The sequence below is a fragment of the Photobacterium sp. S4TG1 genome (assembly GCF_036040035.1).
Lineage (GTDB): Bacteria > Pseudomonadota > Gammaproteobacteria > Enterobacterales > Vibrionaceae > Photobacterium.
Genome location: NZ_JAYXUH010000001.1, coordinates 664,962 through 685,903 on the forward strand (window position 1 = coordinate 664,962; position 20,942 = coordinate 685,903).

General features: G+C 41.0%; 17 protein-coding genes. 3 read left to right on the plus strand and 14 right to left on the minus strand.

The window, feature by feature from the left end; translation table 11 throughout:
* Positions 1-7 precede the first annotated feature (7 nt).
* A complete protein-coding gene (locus tag VXS03_RS03235; protein WP_045037555.1) occupies positions 8-898 on the minus strand; it encodes a LysR substrate-binding domain-containing protein in 891 nt (296 codons plus the stop codon).
* A gap of 226 nt (positions 899-1,124) precedes the next feature.
* Between VXS03_RS03235 and VXS03_RS03240 the strand changes: the two genes are divergently transcribed.
* On the plus strand, positions 1,125-2,255 hold the full coding sequence (locus VXS03_RS03240; RefSeq protein ID WP_327761938.1) for an S-(hydroxymethyl)glutathione dehydrogenase/class III alcohol dehydrogenase: 1,131 nt from the start codon (positions 1,125-1,127) through the stop codon (positions 2,253-2,255).
* A gap of 91 nt (positions 2,256-2,346) precedes the next feature.
* Positions 2,347-3,195, plus strand: a complete 849-nt coding sequence (fghA, locus tag VXS03_RS03245) for an S-formylglutathione hydrolase (RefSeq protein ID WP_080158896.1) — start codon at positions 2,347-2,349, stop codon at positions 3,193-3,195.
* A gap of 172 nt (positions 3,196-3,367) precedes the next feature.
* Here the strand turns inward: fghA and VXS03_RS03250 are convergent, their stop codons facing one another.
* From VXS03_RS03250 to guaB, 3 genes are all read right to left on the minus strand, one after another.
* On the minus strand, positions 3,368-4,927 hold the full coding sequence (locus VXS03_RS03250; RefSeq protein ID WP_327761939.1) for an AbgT family transporter: 1,560 nt from the start codon (positions 4,925-4,927) through the stop codon (positions 3,368-3,370).
* A gap of 421 nt (positions 4,928-5,348) precedes the next feature.
* Positions 5,349-6,932: a glutamine-hydrolyzing GMP synthase gene (gene guaA, locus VXS03_RS03255; RefSeq protein WP_080158898.1), complete on the minus strand. Its 1,584-nt coding sequence runs from the start codon at positions 6,930-6,932 to the stop codon at positions 5,349-5,351.
* 113 nt (positions 6,933-7,045) lie between these two features.
* Positions 7,046-8,509 carry an IMP dehydrogenase gene (gene guaB, locus VXS03_RS03260; RefSeq protein ID WP_327761940.1) on the minus strand — a complete coding sequence of 488 codons (1,464 nt, stop codon included), beginning with the start codon at positions 8,507-8,509 and terminating at the stop codon, positions 7,046-7,048.
* Positions 8,510-8,781: 272 nt separating this feature from the next.
* Here guaB and xseA point away from each other — a divergent pair, with 272 nt between their 5' ends.
* Positions 8,782-10,134: an exodeoxyribonuclease VII large subunit gene (gene xseA, locus VXS03_RS03265; protein ID WP_327761941.1), complete on the plus strand. Its 1,353-nt coding sequence runs from the start codon at positions 8,782-8,784 to the stop codon at positions 10,132-10,134.
* 71 nt (positions 10,135-10,205) lie between these two features.
* On the opposite strand, the gene VXS03_RS03270 is transcribed toward xseA, so the two are convergent.
* From VXS03_RS03270 to VXS03_RS03315, 10 genes are all read right to left on the minus strand, one after another.
* Positions 10,206-10,436, minus strand: a complete 231-nt coding sequence (locus VXS03_RS03270) for a zinc ribbon domain-containing protein (protein ID WP_327761942.1) — start codon at positions 10,434-10,436, stop codon at positions 10,206-10,208.
* A gap of 531 nt (positions 10,437-10,967) precedes the next feature.
* Entirely contained in the window at positions 10,968-11,876 is a 909-nt protein-coding gene (locus VXS03_RS03275; RefSeq protein WP_442957411.1) for an alanyl-tRNA editing protein, read from the minus strand.
* A gap of 76 nt (positions 11,877-11,952) precedes the next feature.
* Complete coding sequence (gene der, locus VXS03_RS03280) at positions 11,953-13,458, minus strand: ribosome biogenesis GTPase Der (RefSeq protein WP_327761944.1); 1,506 nt, start codon at positions 13,456-13,458, stop codon at positions 11,953-11,955.
* A gap of 176 nt (positions 13,459-13,634) precedes the next feature.
* Entirely contained in the window at positions 13,635-14,798 is a 1,164-nt protein-coding gene (gene bamB, locus VXS03_RS03285; RefSeq protein ID WP_080158903.1) for an outer membrane protein assembly factor BamB, read from the minus strand.
* 10 nt (positions 14,799-14,808) lie between these two features.
* Complete coding sequence (locus VXS03_RS03290) at positions 14,809-15,420, minus strand: YfgM family protein (RefSeq protein WP_327761946.1); 612 nt, start codon at positions 15,418-15,420, stop codon at positions 14,809-14,811.
* Between the two features lie 13 nt (positions 15,421-15,433).
* Positions 15,434-16,702, minus strand: coding sequence for a histidine--tRNA ligase (gene hisS / locus VXS03_RS03295; protein WP_080158905.1), 1,269 nt, complete (start codon positions 16,700-16,702; stop codon positions 15,434-15,436).
* Between the two features lie 104 nt (positions 16,703-16,806).
* Positions 16,807-17,919: a flavodoxin-dependent (E)-4-hydroxy-3-methylbut-2-enyl-diphosphate synthase gene (ispG, locus tag VXS03_RS03300; RefSeq protein ID WP_327761947.1), complete on the minus strand. Its 1,113-nt coding sequence runs from the start codon at positions 17,917-17,919 to the stop codon at positions 16,807-16,809.
* A 16-nt stretch (positions 17,920-17,935) separates the two neighbouring features.
* A complete protein-coding gene (rodZ, locus tag VXS03_RS03305) occupies positions 17,936-18,889 on the minus strand; it encodes a cytoskeleton protein RodZ (protein ID WP_327761948.1) in 954 nt (317 codons plus the stop codon).
* The gene (pilW, locus tag VXS03_RS03310; RefSeq protein WP_327761949.1) at positions 18,879-19,637 is read right to left on the minus strand and encodes a type IV pilus biogenesis/stability protein PilW; all 759 of its coding nucleotides are present in this window, start codon (positions 19,635-19,637) and stop codon (positions 18,879-18,881) included. Before pilW ends, rodZ begins: the two co-directional genes overlap by 11 nt.
* A 57-nt stretch (positions 19,638-19,694) precedes the next feature.
* On the minus strand, positions 19,695-20,816 hold the full coding sequence (locus VXS03_RS03315) for a bifunctional tRNA (adenosine(37)-C2)-methyltransferase TrmG/ribosomal RNA large subunit methyltransferase RlmN (protein ID WP_327761950.1): 1,122 nt from the start codon (positions 20,814-20,816) through the stop codon (positions 19,695-19,697).
* Positions 20,817-20,942 lie beyond the last annotated feature (126 nt).

The following is a 20,942-nucleotide window of genomic DNA, read 5'->3' on the forward strand; positions in this document are numbered from 1 at the left end:
TAAGTACTTACAAATCATAATGGCTAATGTGAGGTAATTGTTCAGCAAGGTAATCCACCAACATTCTCACTTTAGGTGATAAATGACGGTTATGCGGATAAAGCGCCCAAATGCCTTCATCAGGCTCTTGATAATTCGTTAAAATAGGAACAATAGCCCCTGATTCTAAATCCTTATCTATATAATAATCAGGCAATTGCGCTAAGCCGATCCCTTTAATCACCGCATCACGTAAACCATAACCACTATTACAATTAAGGGTACCGCTCACACGAATACTTTTTTCTTTACCTGATTCTTGAAAGCGCCAGTGATCGTAGTTACCAATCAAGCAATTATGCTGACGTAATTCAGATAATGAATGTGGAATACCAAATTTCTGTAAATAAGCGGGTGAAGCACAAACATACATGGTACGACTAGTTAACCGTTTCGCCATCATTGATGAGCTGGTCAAACGCCCTAAACGAATTGCGAGATCAAAACTGCCTTCTACTAAATCAACTTGACGGTTAGTTAAATCAATCGTCACTTCCACTTCCGGATATTGCAGCATAAAGTCATTAACTAACGGCATAATGTACTTTTCGCCATAAGTCACAGGCGCAGTTAATTTGATCAATCCTTGTGGCTTACCGCGTAAATTACTGATTGCACGCTCAGCATCTTCAAGGCCATCTAATACTTGACGGCAATGTTGATAATAAACATTGCCCTCTTCCGTTAATGAAACCTTACGCGTAGTACGATAGAATAACTTCGTGTTGAGTCTGTTCTCTAATGCACTTACCTGGCGGCTAACTTGTGCCGTAGAAATACCGAGTCGTTTTGATGCCGCAGTAAAACTTTCCGTTTCCGCAACAGCTACAAACTCAGTCACCCCTTCCCATAGAAACATTTTAAATACCTATTAGTAACATGAACGATCGTGAAAATGATGATTACGCGGCTTATTATTACACACATGTAAAAGTAATTTGCACTTTTAGGTAATTATCTTTATTCAAGAAACAAATACAATAGCTACCATCGAAACGGGGCAAGAAAATAATAACTTTTCCCTTTCCACCTAATTCTCATCTACTTTTGATGAAGTAGAAATAAATAAAACTAGAGTGAAGATTATGACTGACAAATTTATCAAATCAAAAGCGGCTATCGCATGGGGACCTAAACAACCTCTTTCTGTTGAAGAAATTGATGTAATGTTACCTCGCGCTGGCGAAGTATTAGTTCGTATCGTTGCAACTGGCGTATGTCACACAGATGCATTCACATTATCTGGTGACGATCCAGAAGGTATCTTCCCGGCGATCCTTGGTCACGAAGGTGGCGGTATCGTTGAAATGATCGGTGAAGGCGTAACAAGTGTTGAAGTAGGCGATCACGTTATCCCACTTTACACTGCTGAGTGTGGCAAGTGTAAATACTGCTTATCTGGTAAAACTAACCTTTGTCAGGCTGTACGTGAAACACAAGGTAAAGGCTTAATGCCAGACGGCACTACCCGTTTCTACAAAGACGGTCAACCGATCTTCCATTACATGGGTTGTTCTACTTTCTCTGAGTACACTGTACTTCCAGAAATCTCTTTAGCTAAAATCAGCAAAGAAGCACCACTTGAAGAAGTCTGTCTATTAGGTTGTGGCGTAACAACCGGTATGGGCGCAGTACTTAACACTGCTAAAGTTAAAGAAGGCGACACTATCGCTGTGTTTGGTCTTGGTGGTATCGGTCTTGCGGCTATCATCGGTGGCACGATGGCGAAAGCTAGCCGTATCATTGCGATTGATATCAACGAAAGTAAGTTCGATCTAGCAATGAAACTAGGTGCGACTGAATGTATCAACCCAATGAAATTCGACAAGCCAATTCAAGAAGTGATTGTTGAAATGACTGACGGCGGTGTTGATTACTCATTTGAGTGTATTGGTAACGTTAATGTAATGCGTTCAGCACTTGAGTGTTGTCACAAAGGTTGGGGCGAATCAGTGATCATTGGTGTTGCTGGTGCAGGTCAAGAGATCTCTACTCGTCCATTCCAACTCGTGACTGGTCGTGTATGGCGTGGTTCTGCATTTGGTGGTGTTAAAGGCCGTTCAGAGCTTCCAGGTATCGTTGACCGTTACATGGCGGGTGAATTCAAACTTGATGATTTCATCTCATTTAACATGGGTCTAGACGACATCAACAAGTCATTTGACCTACTACACGAAGGTAAGAGTATCCGTACGGTTATTCACTTCGATAAGTAAGCTTTTTATACATCAGTATTACTATAATAACGCCATAAAAAATGTGCAGAGTCCCGATACTCTGCGCAGCTTTAACAAGAGACCAAATCCAATGCCTTTAGAAAATATTAGCTGTAACAAAAGTGCTGGCGGCTGGCATAAGCAATATACTCACCGCTCAGAAGTTCTTAATTGTGATATGCGTTTTGCTATTTACCTGCCGCCGCAATGTGCCGCAGGGCAAAAAGTACCGGTTATTTACTGGTTATCAGGACTAACATGTACTGATGAAAACTTTATGCAAAAAGCAGGCGCACAACGCATGGCGGCAGAATTAGGTGTTGCGATTGTAGCTCCTGATACTAGCCCACGTGGCGAAGGCGTTGCCGACGATCCACAAGGTGCTTATGATTTTGGTCTAGGTGCTGGTTTCTATGTTAATGCTACAGAAGCGCCGTGGAATCGTCATTACCATATGTATGATTACATCGTAAATGAACTGCCAACATTAATTGAAGCACACTTCCCTGTCACTGAGCAGCGTGCAATCAGTGGTCACTCAATGGGTGGACATGGTGCACTCATGATCGCCTTGCGTAATCCGAAGCGTTATAGCTCTGCATCTGCATTTAGCCCAATCGTTAATCCAATGAATTGCGCTTGGGGCCAAAAAGCATTTACCGGTTATCTGGGTACTAATACTCAAAACTGGAAGCAATATGATGCAAGTGAATTGATGCGTATTGCTGAGATCAAATTACCAATGTTAGTTGATCAAGGTACGCACGATAACTTCTACAATGACGGTCAACTTCGAACTGAAACTCTGATTGCGGCAGCAGAAACCAATAGCTACCCCGTTGAGGTTCGTATGCAAGATGGTTATGACCACAGCTACTACTTTATGGCATCATTTATTGATGAGCATCTTCGTTTCCACGTTGAAAACTTCAATAAATAACCGCTAATTTATTAAACTCCTTTTTTGCAGACAGGGTTTAATAAGACACAAAAAAGCCTCGACCAGTCTAACTGTTCGAGGCTTTTTATTGTTTAACGATAACGCTGTATTAATACTAACTATATTAAAGCTAACTATATTAAAGCTAATTACCGTTATTACAGTCTATTAATTACATGCTGTAAGTGTAAGGCGCTTGAACACCTAGAGGAATACCTAGTGTCCAGAATACTAACAGGAAGATAGTCCAACCAATTAGCATCGCAATTGAGTACGGCATCATCATTGACGCTAAGGTACCAATACCCGAACTCTTAACATAACGCTGCATGTACACAACCACTAATGGGAAGAACACCATCATTGGCGAAATAATGTTAGAGACAGAGTCACCAACACGGTAAGCCGCTTGAGTAAGTTCAGGTGAAATACCAACAGCCATTAACATTGGAACCATGATTGGACCAATCAATGCCCATTTAGCAGAAGCAGAACCCACCAACAAGTTAACACTTGCAGTTAGTAAAATCATACCAACAATAGTTACTTGGCCGGGAAGGTTCATTTGTTGCAATAACTGTGCGCCAGAAAGAGCTAATAGTGTACCTAAGTTTGACTGAGTAAACGCAACTAAGAACTGAGCAATAAAGAACACCATCACCATAAAGCCAGCCATGCCCGCCATTGTGGTCGACATTGCTTTAATCACATCACTGCTTTGCTTAAATGTGCCCGCAACTTTACCGTAAATAATACCCGGAATAACAAACAGAATAAAAATCAACGGTACGATAGATTGCATCACTGGCGCATTAAAGGCCGCCACTTCACCCGTTGGTGAGCGTAATGGTGATGTTTCAGGCCAAACCGCAGCAACTAATAATACGATACCAACAACCATGGTCCAGCCAGCGTATGAAAATGCTTTACTTTCTAGTGGTGTAAAAGAGCCCATATCTGGAGCTTCTTCTGCATCTTCGTCAATCGCTGTTTTTTGTAAACGAGGCTCAATCACTTTATCAGTGATGTACCAGCCAATACCGACAATGACAAATGATGATAAACCAGTGAACATTAGGTTTGCTAACGGGTTAACAATGTAAGTTGGGTCCATGATACGTGCAGCTTCTTGAGTGAAGCCCGCTAATAATGGGTCGATACCAGAAGGAATAAAGTTAGCAGAGAAACCACCAGAAACACCCGCAAACGCAGCCGCAATACCAGCTAGAGGGTGACGACCCGCAGCGTGGAAGATAATACCACCAAGAGGAATAACCAATACATAACCGGCATCAGCCGCAGTGTGCGATACAATTGCCACTAAAATCAGCATCGGCGTTAATAGCTTAGCTGGCGTGACATTTAGCATTTTTTTCAGGCCTGTATTGATAAAGCCTGACGCTTCAGCAACACCAACACCTAACATAGCAACCAAAACAATACCTAATGGCGCAAAACCGGTGAAGTTTTTCACCATATTAGCCAAGAAGCTTGCCATGGCATCGCCCGTTAGCAAGTTATTAACTTGTACCACATCTTTAGTAACTGGGTGCACAAGACCAAAATCAAACTGTGATAATACAGCCGAAAGAATCCAAACGGTGACTAAACCCCAAAAGAACAGTAAAGCGGGATCAGGAATTTTATTACCTGCGCGCTCAATACCATTTAAAAACTTGTCCATCGCACTCGTCGATGGAGGTGGTGCTTGCTTCAGTGTTTTTTCGTTCATGGTAATGCCATGTCCTTATGCTGGTTATGTTTGCTGTTTGGATCTACTTACATGCAGTCGATCTCATTGTGTTTTTCGCCCAAATAAAATCTGAATATTCGCTGAACGATTGTAATGAAATTACCACAACAAACAGTGTTATAGACCTATTTATAACACTCTTATACCACAACATATTGTAACTAATCATTAATACGAAACTTACTAAAAACAATAAAAAAACATACCTGCAACATTTGTGGGGATTTACGATTTATCTCCCTCCTTACCTACCCCCTTATTAGGGCTACCCTCCTTTTGCTGATACACAAAAATAAACAACCACTATTAGCTTTTGTCCTTCAATCGCCTTAAATTACAGCAATAAAAAAAGCACCCGTAGGTGCTTTTTATTATTCAATTCGTGCTGATAAGCCCGTAATTATTCCCACTCAATCGTGGCTGGTGGCTTACCAGAAATATCGTAAACAACACGTGAAATGCCATTAACTTCATTGATGATACGGTTTGATACTTTACCTAAGAAATCGTAAGGTAAGTGAGCCCAATGCGCGGTCATAAAGTCGATAGTTTCTACCGCACGTAGCGATACAACCCAATCATACTTACGGCCATCGCCCATCACGCCTACAGAGCGTACAGGTAAGAATACAGTAAATGCTTGTGATACTTTATTGTAAAGATCAGCATTATGTAGCTCTTCAATGAAGATAGCATCAGCACGACGTAGTAAGTCACAGTACTCTTTCTTCACTTCACCTAATACACGTACACCTAAACCAGGTCCTGGGAATGGGTGGCGGTATAGCATGTTATAAGGTAAGCCAAGCTCTAGACCGATCTTACGTACTTCATCTTTAAATAATTCACGTAATGGTTCAACTAAGCCCATTTCCATATCATCAGGCAAACCGCCAACGTTATGATGTGACTTAATCACATGTGCTTTACCCGTTTTAGACGCTGCAGATTCGATAACATCAGGGTAGATAGTACCTTGTGCTAACCACTTAGCATTTTTTAGTTTCTTTGATTCTTCATCAAAAATATCAACAAACACGTGACCGATAATTTTACGTTTTGCTTCTGGCTCATCAACGCCCGCTAATGCCGTTAAGAAACGATCTTCAGCTTTAACGTGAATAATGTTTAGGCCGAATTTATCACCAAACATGTCCATTACTTGCTGACCTTCGTTAAGACGAAGTAAACCATTATCAACAAATACACATGTTAGCTTATCGCCAATTGCACGGTGAATAAGCATCGCAACCACTGATGAATCAACACCACCAGAAAGACCAAGGATAACTTCATCGTCACCCACTTGTTCTTTGATTCGTGCAATCGCATCTTCAATAATATTGGCTGAAGTCCATAGCTTTTCACAGCCACACACATTCATTACAAAGTTTTCAATTAACTTCATGCCTTGGCGGGTATGCGTTACTTCTGGGTGAAATTGCACTCCGTAGAAACGCTTGTCTTCATTTGCCATTGCCGCAAATGGACAGGTATCTGTTTCAGCGACTTTAATAAAATCTGCTGGAATTTCGACAACTTTGTCACCGTGGCTCATCCATACATCAAGTAATGGTGTACCATCCGCAGCAACAGCATCTTGAATATCTTTTAAGAAAGCAGTCTGCTCAACAATTTTAACTTGCGCATAACCAAATTCACGCTCATCAGAACCGGCAACTTTACCACCCAGTTGTTCTGCCATGGTCTGCATGCCGTAACATACGCCAAAAACAGGAACACCCGCTTCAAATACATATTGTGGTGCACGAGGAGAACCCGCTTCAGTTACACTTTCAGGACCACCAGAAAGAATAATACCGTTTGGATTGAAATCACGAATATCAGCTTCATCAACATCCCAGCTCCAAAGCTCACAGTAAACGCCGATTTCACGGATACGACGAGCAATTAACTGAGTGTATTGCGAACCAAAATCCAAAATAAGAATACGTTGGTCATGAATATTTGCGGTAGTGGTCATTATAGAGCTATCTCAAAAATTGAATGTATTGGGGGCTATATTTAGCCCCGATTTTATCTAACTTCGCAACTTAGGCAATCGTTTTCGTTTAATGAATACCGACTGCTTAATAATTAAGCCATACGGTAGTTAGGTGCTTCTTTTGTAATCGTCACGTCATGTACGTGTGACTCTTTCATACCTGCACCTGAAATACGTACAAATTCAGCTTTAGTGCGTAAGTCTTCAATTGTCGCAGAACCCGTTAGGCCCATGCTTGAGCGTAAACCACCCATTTGCTGATGCACAATTTCCTTCATCAAACCTTTGTAAGCCACACGACCTTCAATACCTTCTGGTACAAGTTTGTCTGCTGCATTATCTGATTGGAAGTAACGGTCAGAAGAGCCTTTTGACATTGCGCCAAGAGAACCCATACCACGGTATGATTTGTATGAACGGCCTTGGTACAGTTCAACTTCACCTGGTGCTTCTTCAGTACCTGCAAACATTGAACCAACCATTACACATGATGCACCCGCCGCAATAGCTTTACATAAATCACCAGAATAACGAATACCGCCATCCGCAATAACTGGAATACCATATTGATCAGCAACAGATGCCGCTTCTGAAATCGCTGTAATTTGTGGAACACCCACACCGGTTACGATACGAGTAGTACAGATTGAACCAGGGCCGATACCCACTTTAACCGCACTTACACCAGCTTCAATCAGTGCACGAGCACCTTCAGCAGTTGCAACGTTACCGCCAACGATAGGCAAATTCGGAAAAGCTGCACGTGTTTCACGAATACGTTGTAAAACACCTTCAGAATGACCGTGAGATGAATCGATAAGTAATACGTCAACGCCAGCTTCAACTAATGCAGCAACACGTTCTTCATTACCCGCACCAGCACCAACAGCAGCACCTACACGTAAGCTACCGCGCGCATCTTTACATGCATTAGGTTTACGTTCTGCTTTTTGGAAGTCTTTCGCTGTAATCATGCCTTTTAGGCGGAAGTTATCATCAACAAGCAGTACTTTTTCAACACGGTACTTTTGCATGATAGCTTCAACTTCTTCACGAGATGCACCTTCTTTAGCAGAGGCTAGTTTCTCTTTTGAAGTCATTACTTCTTCAACTTTAATTGAAAGGTCGGTAACAAAACGAACATCACGACCAGTAATAATACCGATCAATTCGTTGTTATCTGTAACCACAGGGTAACCTGCGAAACCATTTTCTTCCGTTAAACGCTTAACATCTGCAATAGTGTTATTTGGTTTAACGGTAACAGGCTCTGCAACAACGCCAGCTTCGAACTTTTTCACCATGCGAACTTCAGCCGCTTGTTGTTCGATTGACATATTCTTGTGGATAAAACCAATACCACCCTCCTGAGCAAGAGCAATAGCTAGGCGACCTTCAGTCACTGTGTCCATAGATGCTGATAGCATAGGAATGTTAAGAGCAATCTCTTTCGTGAGACGGGTGCGCAGATCGGCAGTGTTAGGTAGGACTGTAGAATGAGCAGGAACTAATAATACATCATCAAACGTCAACGCTTCTTTTTTAATTCGTAACATGCAATATCTCACACCAATTTAAAGGTTTACAAAGAAGATTAAAATATTGCGAACGGATTATACGTATGAAGCAATCGTTTGGCTAGCTTTATTTTTTATTTTTTTATTGACAAAAAACATTTGCTGTGTAGTATATTTCGGTTAACTATCCGGTGATGCGGTCGACGAAATACGGCCAAGATCTGTCCATTGATCTGCCTAGGCGTTTTTCGTTCTATTTGATAGTTTTCTGACCGCCTGCCGCCATTCATTCGTTAGCAGGTGCTTCCTTCGTGACTCTATTCGCTTCTCAAAGCCAATCCAACGATCGTATCTACACCGTTTCTAGTCTCAATGCGCAAGTCCGTCTAATCCTTGAAAATGAAATGGGAATAGTGTGGCTCGTCGGTGAATTATCAAATTTTTCAATGCCCGTTTCTGGTCATTGGTATTTCACCCTCAAAGATTCTCGAGCCCAAGTTAAATGCGCAATGTTCAAAGGCAATAATCGTCATGTCACCTTTAAACCGAGCAATGGTAATCAAGTATTAGTTAAAGCGCGCTTATCTATTTATGAGCCTCGCGGTGACTATCAATTGATTATTGAAAGTATGCAACCTGAAGGTGATGGCCGTTTACAGCAGCAATTTGAACAACTTAAAATGACCCTTGCCGCTGAAGGCTTATTTGCTCAATCATTAAAAAAACCATTACCACAACAACCGCAACGTGTCGGCATTATTACTTCTAAAACAGGCGCGGCTCTTCACGATATTCTGCACGTATTAAAACGTCGCGATCCAAGTTTAGCCGTGGTTATTTATCCCACAATGGTTCAAGGGGATGGGGCTGCGATATCAATAGCTCAAGCGATTGGACGGGCAAATGCACGCCAAGAATGTGATATTTTAATCGTTGGTCGTGGTGGCGGTTCATTAGAAGATTTATGGGCATTTAACGAAGAAATTGTTGCACGGACAATTGCAGCAAGTCAGATACCCATCGTAAGTGCAGTCGGCCATGAAGTCGATATCACTATTGCCGATTTTGTCGCAGATATGCGTGCACCTACCCCCTCAGCTGCAGCAGAATTAATCAGTCGAGATAGCACCGCACAAACTGATAAAATCGCTCAAAAGCAGCAACAATTGCGCCATGCTATTCAATTTTATTTTGCCGATAAAAAACAACATATTAATCAATTAAAGCATCGTTTAGATCGCCAACATCCACAATTACGCTTAAACCAACAACAACAGCATCTAGATGAGATCAGTCGTAGACTTCAGCAGATAATGCTGAAAAAAATACAAATACAGCAACAACGTATTACTCAGAACCAATATAAATTATCGCTTTATTCACCACAGCAGCAACTTCAGCATCACACTGCAACACTCATTAACACCAAGCGACGTTTATTGGATGCGATGGATCGACAATTATTAAATGCGAACCATAAATTAGTCTTAGCGGCAGAAAAATTAGATACGGTAAGCCCATTGGCAACGCTTAGCCGCGGTTACTCAATTACGCGAGATGACAAAGGAGAGCTTATTCGTCGTTGTGATCAAGTAAAAGTAGGGGATCAACTGATCACAACCGTTACCGATGGTAAGATCCATACCACAGTTAATAGCAATTAATACTCGCTACCTATTAGACTTCTATGCCGCAATATGGCTCTTTATTATTGCGGCATAACGGCATTAAAAGATTAACCTTCCGCTTTACTAAATACGATTTTTACTCGTGACTTTGATTTTAACTCATTGCAATAATGACAAAAATAACTAGCAGAACCACATGCTTGTAACTTCTCTAATTGTTCCGAACAATCAGGACAAAATGCTGTTTTAGTCACTCCTTGCTGGCAATAATCACAAAAATACCCCTGATCTTTCCAACTCAATTCACTCTCACATTGCGGACAAGTATTTTTAATCACTTTATTTCACTCCTAAATGAATTTGTTCTAGCATGCAAAATTATTGAGTGAGATGCTACTAAATTTAAATACCATTCTCTAAATCTTAGGCATACCCCTAACAATATTTCACCATTATCACGTTTTACCCATGATGGCAGTGAGACTAAGATCACCAAGATGATCATTACCCTTATGGGTGATCATTGTGTTTATTAAATCTGATCAGCGATCAGCTATCAAAAGAATATTTATCAATACACATCCCGAAAGCATAAGTTACATATTCTGCATATGGATTTTAAACAGTATAAAACTCCAATCTTTCTGCTTAAAAACCCACAGATCTAATATTTAATAAATTAAGATCATACTTAAAAAAGAATAAATATTGACCACATTTACCATGTTATACATTTCGATAATGTCGATTTATTCTTATTCAATAATAGTCACCTGTATAAAAAATCCCACTAACATTATAAAAAATAGACAATTACAGATATAAAAAAATCGTCCGTAGACGATTTATAAATAATAATGCCATCTTATTTATGCGACGATGGCGGTCGTTATCATGACAATTTCTTGCTCAGAGATAATCTCAAACTTTACCGTTAACGCGTAATATTCTGCTAAGGAAGTAGCATGTGTTCCGCCGCAGGGAATTTCAATTATCCCCTCATCACCAAGATCACATTGCCAATAGCGTGAGTCTGTTAATGCATCCCCTTCACGACGCATTACAATCGGCGTAGCAAGTTGGATCCATTGCGCCAGTTGCTGATTAATAGCTACGGTTATTTCTGCTAAGCTTGCTACCATTTCAGCACTATTTAGGCCTCTTTTACGCAAGGTTTTACCTAAACGATAATGATCGGTGCTGCGATTTTCACTAACAATACTCTTTTCTTGCGCATAACTATGAAAATCGTAATGACCTAATTCATCACATCGACTTGGATCTTTACGCCAGAAATCAGTATGTAATACTTTATTTAGCGCTAGTGATGATAAATGTCCTCCACTGTGACCACGGCTTAAACTCTGCTGATACCCTTTATCAACAACCAGTGTTACCTTCTCACCAACACAAAAGTTCACCGCTGACGCAACATGGTGTACCACAACAAATACCCAACCATCAGTATCACGCTTAACAGGAATATTGGCAGCAATATACAGTTGTTGAGTCGCTATTTCGATTGCGCCTACAACGCAATCGATCACCGAGTATTGCTCGGTTTGAAACACTAAGTCACCACGATCTGCAGGATGATCAGGCCAAATATGACTCACAGGATGAAACGGTGTTTGTTCAGTAACAATCCATGTACCGCCATTTTTATTAGCAACCGCACAAACAACAGCTGTGGTTATTTGCCATTTATTTTGCGTAAAAAGAACGGTGGTTGGGTTAATCATTATTGGTTTAGCAATCATTGGTATAACACCTGCCATGATATTTTCCTTATAAAAAAGCCCAACACTATGGTTGGGCTTTCACATTTAGAGACAACAGACTTAATCGCTAATATTACTTTCTGCGATCGTGTAAAGCACTCGTTAAGCGCTTACGTTGACGTTCTTGAGAAACAGTCAACTTCTGCTTTGTTGTTTCAAATGGGTTTTCACTATTCTGGAATTGAATTCGAATAGGTGTACCCATCATTTCTAATGACTTACGGTAGTAGTTCATCAAGTAACGTTTGTAAGAACCAGGAAGGTCATTTACTTGGTTACCGTGAATAACAATAATCGGTGGGTTGTAACCACCAGCATGGGCATATTTTAGTTTCACACGACGGCCACGAATCATTGGTGGCTGGTGATCATCTTGCGCCATTTGCATAATACGGGTTAGCAATGATGTACTAATACGCTTAGTTGCTGACTTGTATGCTTCAATAACTGATTCATATAAGTGACCAACACCAGTACCGTGTAATGCAGAAATAAAGTGAATACGTGCAAAGTCAACAAAACCAAGACGACGATCAAGTTCAGATTTAACACGCTCTTTAACGTCGTTATCTAAACCATCCCACTTATTAACTGCAATCACTAATGAACGACCAGAGTTCAGAACAAAACCAAGTAGGCTTAAATCCTGATCTGAAATATTTTCACGCGCATCAATAACGAGTAATACAACGTTAGCATCTTCGATAGCTTTCAATGTTTGAATAACAGAAAACTTCTCAACAGCCATGCTCATATTCTTACGACGACGAACACCTGCGGTATCAATCAATACGTATTCTTGACCATCACGTTCCATTGGAATGTAAATAGAGTCGCGTGTTGTTCCAGGCATATCGTAAACAACAACACGCTCTTCACCAAGAATACGGTTAGTTAACGTTGATTTACCCACATTAGGACGGCCAATAATAGCCATCTTAATTGGTTGTTCTTGCAGACGTTTATACGCAGCTTCAGCATCTTCTTCAGAAAGGTTTGCTTTCTCGATGTCTTCAACTGAGGTTAAATCTTCAAGAGACAATTCACCATCTTCACCATTTTCAGCCGCTAACTCTGCATTTAACTTATCAGAGAATGGCGCTAACGCACGCTCCATTAATGCCGTTACACCGCGGTTTTGAGTTGCTGCAATTTGGAACATCGCATCAACGCCTAAGCGCCAAAACTCAGCACAAGCAGTATCAGGATCAATACCGTCAACTTTGTTAACCACTAAAAATGTTGGCTTTTCACGGCTGCGAAGGTGTTTTGCAATTGCTTCATCAGCAGAAGTTAATCCCGCACGACCATCAACAAGGAACAGTACAACGTCTGCTTCTTCGATTGCCGCTAATGACTGTTCAGCCATTTTGGTTTCAACACCTTCCTCTGTGCCATCAATACCACCGGTATCAATAACAATAAATTCGTGCTCTTCTAGCTCAGCTCTACCGTATTTACGATCCCTAGTTAAACCAGGAAAGTCTGCAACTAGTGCATCCCTCGTGCGGGTAAGACGATTGAACAACGTCGATTTACCCACGTTTGGGCGCCCGACAAGGGCAACAACAGGAATCATAACTACCTCTTACTTTTCATAGTCTTAATTGACATTTTACCGTTCATTCTTGCCTCAAATAAGCATATTTACTTATCTTCATCCGACAATAATATACACAACGGATATAACAACAACGGCTCCAACTGCATAAGACAGCTGGAGCCGACAAATTAATCTAGCGACAGTATACCGACTTATTTCGATATTTGCATTTTGTTGATTTCACCATCACGAGTAACAACAATGAAGCCATTGTCATCAAGTGCAACGGGTGGAACCGCAATACCGCTACCATCAACTGATTCTTGTGAAACAAATTCACCTGATTGAGTATCTAACCAATGTAGATATCCTTCAGCATCACCGGTCACCAAATAGCCATCAATAACTGCAGGCGCACTTAGTTGGCGGTATTGAAGATCTTTGTTTTGCCATAACTCAGTGCCACTACGTGCATCAACAGCAACGATATGATCTTTAGCTGTCACTAAGAACAACTCATTACCATCAACCACAAAATTTGTTGCTGATGAGTAATTACGTTTCCACGCAATTTGACCACTACGAAGATCAATCGATACTAGTGATCCATTATAGCCGATAGCATATAAACGATCGCCAGAAATCACAGGAGCAGCATCAACATCCACTAAACGATCAATTTCAGTTGAGCCTTTAGGGGTTGAAATTGTTTGCTGCCACAATACACGGCCATCATTTAAGATAGCACCTTCTAAACGGCCATTTGATAGCCCCCAGAAAACACCACCAGAAATCGCAACTGGAGAACTTGTACCACGTAATGTTAACGTTGGAATCTCATTGTTGATTTGCCATTTGCTCTTACCTGTATCAGCATTAAGCGCTTCAAGCACACCACTACTGGTGTTAACAACAACAATACCGCTATCAACTAAAGGTTGTGATAACACTTCACCAGCGACTTTAGCACGCCAAACTTCTTTACCTGTTGCTGCATCTAATGCGATTACGTCAGCATTTTCAGTACCGATAAAGATTTTTCCTTCCGCTAAAACTAAGCCTCCAGAAATTTTAACGCTCGTCTCTTTCTCTAAATCATTTTTCCATAGCACTTTGCCGTTGCTAGAATCTAGAGCTTCAACTAAACCATCACGATCAGCAACAAAGACTTTACCTTGACCAACAGCGGGCGTTAGCTTTGAATAGTAACCAGAAACACCGTCACCAACACTACGACTCCAATCTGTTTTAGGCGTAAAAGTATTGTCTACTTTAGGCAATGGTGCCATGTGAATAGAATCAACTTCGCTCGCACAACCAGATAATACGCTCACAGCAATTGCTACGGCTAAAGCGCGTTTTAACACCTTATGCATTCTGTTCGCCTTATTGAGCTAAGTCATTAAGCTTCATTTGCAATGCTGGTGATGAACCATCTTGCTGAGCTTCTATATATGCATCACGAGCTGCTTGAATATCGCCTTTTTGCAGTAAGATATCACCGCGTAATTCTGCAATATTTTCATTCCAGCTTGGAATCGTTACTTTTTTCAGTTCAGCTAACGCTTCAGTAAACTTCTGCTGTTCTGCGTAAATACGTGCTAGACGTGTTACTGCTAACGGTAAAATAGCGTTATCTTTAGTGTTATTGATCACCCAATTAAGTTGTTCAATCGCACCATCAAGATGATTATTTTCAACTTGAACTTTCGCTAATTGTAATGCAGCAAGAACAGCATACTGACTGTCTTTGTTAGCTTCGATGAACGTTTGCGCTTCAGTAACAGCAGTTTTACTATTATTGTCGAGAGCTGTAACTACTTGAGTATAGGAGTCAGATGCTAAATGTTTAGCAGTATGGACTTCAGACTGGTAATAACGCCAACCTAATAGACCGCCTAAACCAATCACGGCGCCTAGAACAACGGCTTTGCCGTTATCTTGCCACCACGATTTTATCGCTTCAACCTGTTGTTCTTCTGTGGCGTACTCGTTCACTTCCTGTCCTCTCTTAAATCAATGCTGCCAGCTTCGCGGCAACCTCATCCTGTGCCATGGTTGTTTGTTCACCGCCATGTAGATCTTTAACTACAACGGTGTTTTCTGCCATTTCATTTTCACCAAGAACCAATGCAATTGCTGCACCTACGTTATCAGCGCGTTTAAATTGCTTTTTAAAATTACCGCCACCAAAGTTAGACATAATGCGTAACTGAGGTAATTGATCTCGTAATTTTTCTGCAAGCATCATACCTGCTGCTAAAGTGCCTTCTCCAGCAGTTACCATGTAAACATCAACTGAACGACGAACATCGTCTTGCTCTAATGCTTCCATCAGTAATACTAGGCGTTCAAGTCCCATAGCAAAACCAACTGATGAGGTTGCTTTACCGCCTAGTTGTTCAACTAGACCGTCATAACGACCACCACCACATACTGTACCTTGTGCACCTAAGCTATCAGTGATCCACTCAAATACAGTACGGTTATAATAATCTAAACCACGTACAAGGCGTTCATTTACTTGATATTTGATGCCAGCAGCGTCTAATAGTTCACATAATCCAGTAAAATGTTGCTGTGATTCTGGATCTAGGTATGCAGAAAGCATTGGTGCATCAACAAGAATTTCTTGAATTGCAGGGTTCTTAGTATCTAAAACACGCAATGGATTGGTGTACATACGACGCTTAGCATCTTCGTCTAACACGTCCATATGTTGTTCAAGGAACGCAATCAATGCAACACGGTAATCTGCACGCGCTTGCAGTGAACCAATAGAGTTTAACTCTAGACGAACATGGTCATTAATACCAAGCTCACGCCATAAACGTGCTGTCATCATGATAAGTTCAGCATCAACATCAGGACCATCAATACCAAATACTTCGACACCAACTTGGTGGAATTGACGGTAGCGGCCTTTTTGTGGACGCTCATGACGGAACATTGGACCCATGTACCACAGGCGTTGTTCTTGATTGTAAAGCAGACCATTTTCAACACCAGCACGCACACAACTAGCTGTGCCTTCTGGACGTAATGTTAAGCTATCACCATTACGATCTTCAAAAGTGTACATTTCTTTTTCAACAACATCAGTGACTTCACCGATCGCACGTTTAAACAAATGTGTCGACTCAACAATTGGCATACGTATTTCATTGTAACCATATGCACTGATCACTTGTTTAACTGTACCTTCGACTTTTTGCCAAAGTGGAGTTTGTGTTGGAAGGCAATCGTTCATGCCTCGAATTGCTTGAATTTGTTTCGCCACGATTATTCTCAGTTTTCGATGGGGATTTAAATCGAATATATAATTTATTGCAGAAATAGTGAACCACACTGTCACAATAACAGCATGGTTTTTGCTATTTTATCCTATTGCGTAATATCAATACGATTGTTTAGGTTTAAGATTGAGGCTTTTGCGCGGATTTTAGCCTCAAGCTGATCAATAACGTCATCGTTATCAAAGCGCTCTTTTTGACGAATACCATCTTCATAGAAAGCACTCTTACGGTTACCACCAGCAATACCTAAGTGAGAAGCTTCTGCTTCACCTGGGCCATTCACTACACAACCAATAATAGAAACGTCCATCGGTGTGATAATGTCTTCTAATCGTTGTTCTAACGCATTTACTGTCGCAATAACATCAAATTCTTGACGAGAACAAGTTGGGCAGGCGATAAAATTAATACCGCGCGAACGAATACGTAATGATTTTAAAATATCAAAACCAACTTTGATCTCTTCAACAGGATCTGCTGCTAATGAAATACGTAACGTATCACCAATACCTTCAGCAAGGAGCATACCTAAGCCCACTGCAGATTTTACTGATCCAGCACGCGCACCACCAGCTTCAGTAATACCTAAATGCAGCGGTTGTACAATTTGTTTTGCTAACTGACGGTAAGACTCAACCGCTAAAAACACATCAGAAGCTTTAACACTGACTTTGAATTGATCAAAGTTCAAACGATCTAAAATCTCAACATGGCGCATTGCGGATTCAACTAATGCTTCTGGTGTTGGTTCACCGTATTTTTGCTGAATTTCTTTTTCTAACGAACCACCGTTCACACCGATTCGAATCGGAATATTCTTATCACGCGCACATTCAACTACCGCGCGAATACGATCTTCTCGACCAATATTACCAGGGTTAATACGCAAACAATCAACGCCGTATTCAGCGACTTTTAGTGCAATGCGGTAATCAAAATGAATATCAGCAACCAACGGAACATTGACTTGTTGTTTGATCAATTTAAACGCTTCAGCAGCATCCATTGTCGGTACAGAAACACGTACAATATCAGCCCCTACTTTTTCCAATGCGCGAATTTGGGCCACCGTTGCATCTACATCGGTGGTTAACGTGTTAGTCATTGATTGAACTGCAATTGGAGCGCCATCGCCAATAGGCACATTACCGACATAAATTCGGCTTGATTGACGACGTATAATGGGTGATTCGTTATGCATGTCTTATCATTCTCTATTACTGCGGCAACGTTAACGTTATAGGTCGACCTGCCGGATAGCGACTAAGATCGAAAGGTTGCCCTTTAAGTTCTATTTTAACGGCACTCGGTGCACCAAGTCGAACTCGAAATGGCGCCTTACCATTAATATCAAGTGTTTGACCTGCGGTCTTAATACCACTTTCGAGACGTTTACCATTGGCGTCACGAATATCGATCCAACAATCTGCGGCAAAGGCCAATTGTAATGCAGGAGCGGCCTCTTCCTCAGCTGTAACCGTAGGTGTTACAACTGTAGGTTCTTTTATTTCATCGCTTACTGTCGTTGCTGCTACAGCCTCAGGTGCTGTTGTAACAACATCCGTTATTACAGCTGGCGTTGATACTGTATCTGAATTAACAGGCGCAGTGGTTATCGATTGTGTTGTATCGGTTGCCGTTGCAGTCGATGCATCAATAGCAGGAGATGTAACTACCTCAGCCGTTGTTGTCTCTGCTGCAGGGGTTACCTTGTCAACATTAGCAACCTCAACTGCAGGCGTTGTATCTCGATCTAAATGGCTATTTTGCCACCACCATACAGCTGTCACACCGACAAAGATAACCGCAAGGATCCATGTTAACCCCATTATACGGCTATCATGCGCTTCACGGTTAGTGCGGCGTGAGAAACTTTGCATTTCTTGCGCTTTAGGTTTCGAGTGGCCGTAGTCATCCAGTAAAGCGACAACAGCAACGTCATCTAGTCCAACATACTTTGCATACGACCTCACATACCCTCGAGTAAATGTAGATATTTGCTCACTGTCGAAACAGTTACTTTCAATATCATTAATAACAGATAAACGTAATCGTAAACGATTGGCGATATCTATTTGCGAGTAACCAAGTTGCTCTCGTGCTTGACGAAGCATATCACCTGGGCGAGCCGCATTTTCTGGTTGTGGTGAGTCGTTATTTTCAGTATTCATTGGCTAGATAATTCTGATATTGCTGAGAATTAGGAAATTGTTCTTTTAATAAGTTAGCGTATTTATTGACCAAAGTTAACCGTCCATCTTGGTTTTCTAACTGAATGAGCAACAACAAACTATTTGCTGTATATCCGTATCGCTTATTAAATTTAAACAACCGTACGCGAGCGTCTTTATAATTATTAGCCTCTAATTCTAACTGCGCCAGTTGTAACATTGATTTTGGACGATATGGATCATGTGAAAGTGCTTTTTCAAAATAATCTATCGCTTGTTCGTCTGCACCTTGTTTAATACTACATAAACCGGCGTTTTCATAACTTGCTGAAATAAGATAATAATAAGGTTGGTTAATCGCTTTAACAAACGTATTAATCGCTTCATCATAACGCCCTTCGCTACACAAAAAGGCCCCATAATTATTAAGTACATCACCATTTCGAGGTGAGTCTCTTAAGGCTTGCTTATACATTTTTTCTGCTGATTCGTTTTCACCAACCTTTTGATAATAATAGGCCATGGCATTTTGCACACGGTAATAATCAGGTGCATAATTTAAAGCTTGCTCTAAATTCTCACGCGCACGCTGCCATTGACCTACTTTTAAATAATTTAACCCTAATGTCATTCGTGCTTCCGCAGCATCAATGGCATTAAATTGTTCAGCGCTATCTTCTACTGTTACAGAGGCACATCCAGCCAACAGCAAACAAGAAAATAATGGATACTTCATCCATCGTATCATTTTTACTCACCTTAACATCCGTGTTAAATCGCGAAGTGATTATAATCGCTGATCTAATTAAAGGGCTTTAACTGCAATAGATTCACCCATTGATAGCTTTGCTTGAGTACGTTTAGTGCGGTCAATTACATCACCTACTAATTGGCCGCAAGCAGCATCAATGTCATCACCACGAGTTTTACGTACAGTTACTGTGTAATCATACTCCATTAGAGTTTTCATAAAGCGATCTATACGTGAATTACTAGGTTTTTTGTAAGGAGAACCTGGATATGGGTTAAATGGAATCAAGTTAATTTTAGCTGGTGTATCTTTTAATAGACGACCAAGCTGACGTGCATGCTCCATATCATCATTAACATGATCAAGTAACACGTATTCGATCGTTACACGACCACGGTTTGCATTAGTAGAATTAACATAACGACGCACAGCATCAAGGAACGTTTCTATATTCCAGCGATCGTTAATCGGCATAATTTGTGAACGTAATTCATCCGTTGGCGCATGCAATGAAATAGCCAAAGCTACATCAATAGTGCCGATCATTTGCTCTAAACCAGAAACAACACCTGAAGTTGAAACCGTAACGCGACGCTTAGATAAACCAAAACCTAAATCATCAAGCATAATCTCTAATGCTGGAATTAAGTTTTTCATGTTCAGTAATGGCTCACCCATACCCATCATTACGATGTTAGTAATAGGACGACGACCTGTTTCTTTTTGAAGACCGATCTCTTTTGATGCACGCCACACTTGACCAATAATCTCAGATACACGTAGATTACGGTTAAAGCCTTGTTGGCCAGTTGAACAGAATTTACACTCTAACGCACAACCTACTTGAGAAGAAACACATAAAGTTGCGCGATCTTCATCAGGAATATAAACGGTTTCGACGTCTTGATCGCCAACACGCATCGCCCATTTGATAGTGCCATCATTTGAGTACTGCGCATTAGAAACCTCAGGAGCACGAATTTCAGCAACGCGCTGCAATTTTTCACGCAACTTTTTATTGATATTGTTCATTTGATCAAAGTCATCACAACCGAAATGATAAATCCATTTCATTATCTGATCTGCTCGGAATGGCTTTTCATTTAGCTCTTCGGCAAAGTATTTACGCAGACCTTTGCGATCGAAATCCAGCAGATTAATTTTGACAGTTGTCATCGGTTGGTGCCTCACTAAAAATGACTATTGCTGCGCCTTTATAACTCGGAGATCTGCAAATGGCAGTCTCATCGTAGTTATCAGGGTTTAAGGCGCGAAATTGTACAGCCTTTAGGCGCGAGTTTC

Bases quoted from the DNA above. Each gene is read 5' to 3' on its own strand.
- guaB (WP_327761940.1), bottom strand. From the start codon at position 8,509: ATGTTACGAATTAAAAAAGAAGCGTTGACGTTTGATGATGTATTATTA.
- bamB (WP_080158903.1), bottom strand. From the start codon at position 14,798: ATGCATAAGGTGTTAAAACGCGCTTTAGCCGTAGCAATTGCTGTGAGC.
- guaA (WP_080158898.1), bottom strand. From the start codon at position 6,932: ATGACCACTACCGCAAATATTCATGACCAACGTATTCTTATTTTGGAT.
- VXS03_RS03315 (WP_327761950.1), bottom strand. From the start codon at position 20,816: ATGACAACTGTCAAAATTAATCTGCTGGATTTCGATCGCAAAGGTCTG.
- ispG (WP_327761947.1), bottom strand. From the start codon at position 17,919: ATGCATAACGAATCACCCATTATACGTCGTCAATCAAGCCGAATTTAT.
- VXS03_RS03235 (WP_045037555.1), bottom strand. From the start codon at position 898: ATGTTTCTATGGGAAGGGGTGACTGAGTTTGTAGCTGTTGCGGAAACG.
- der (WP_327761944.1), bottom strand. From the start codon at position 13,458: ATGATTCCTGTTGTTGCCCTTGTCGGGCGCCCAAACGTGGGTAAATCG.
- VXS03_RS03275 (WP_442957411.1), bottom strand. From the start codon at position 11,876: ATGGCAGGTGTTATACCAATGATTGCTAAACCAATAATGATTAACCCA.
- VXS03_RS03240 (WP_327761938.1), top strand. From the start codon at position 1,125: ATGACTGACAAATTTATCAAATCAAAAGCGGCTATCGCATGGGGACCT.
- pilW (WP_327761949.1), bottom strand. From the start codon at position 19,637: ATGATACGATGGATGAAGTATCCATTATTTTCTTGTTTGCTGTTGGCT.
- fghA (WP_080158896.1), top strand. From the start codon at position 2,347: ATGCCTTTAGAAAATATTAGCTGTAACAAAAGTGCTGGCGGCTGGCAT.
- rodZ (WP_327761948.1), bottom strand. From the start codon at position 18,889: ATGAATACTGAAAATAACGACTCACCACAACCAGAAAATGCGGCTCGC.
- VXS03_RS03250 (WP_327761939.1), bottom strand. From the start codon at position 4,927: ATGAACGAAAAAACACTGAAGCAAGCACCACCTCCATCGACGAGTGCG.